General features: G+C 39.8%; 1 protein-coding gene. It reads left to right on the top strand.

What is annotated here, in order from left to right:
- Nucleotides 1-20: 20 nt before the first annotated feature.
- A partial coding sequence (locus AOA62_RS25725) for an ATP-binding cassette domain-containing protein (protein ID WP_305886549.1) occupies nucleotides 21-274 on the top strand: 254 nt, incomplete at its 3' end.

Below are 274 nucleotides of genomic sequence, written 5' to 3'. Positions count from 1 at the left end.
GTTATCAACGAAGTAGACCCGTGTTACATGATGTTTCGTTTTCAGTAAATCAACATGAAATCGTGGGACTAATAGGCTTAAATGCCGCAGGGAAAAGTACTACAATAAAGCATATTCTAGGATTAATGGAGCCTCATTCAGGAAATGTACGTGTGATGGGGAAGACGTGGGCGGAAAACACCGATAAATATCGTCAGGAATTAGCTTATATTCCTGAGATGCCTCTTCTTTATGAAGAAATGACATTGTGGGAGCATTTAGAACTGACTGCAAT

Source organism: Pseudomonas sp. 2995-3, assembly GCF_002742565.1.
In the GTDB taxonomy this organism is placed as follows: Bacteria; Pseudomonadota; Gammaproteobacteria; order Pseudomonadales; family Pseudomonadaceae; genus Aquipseudomonas; species Aquipseudomonas edaphica.
The sequence above is the reverse complement of the archived record's forward strand: the minus strand, read 5'-3'. Positions and strand labels throughout refer to the sequence as shown.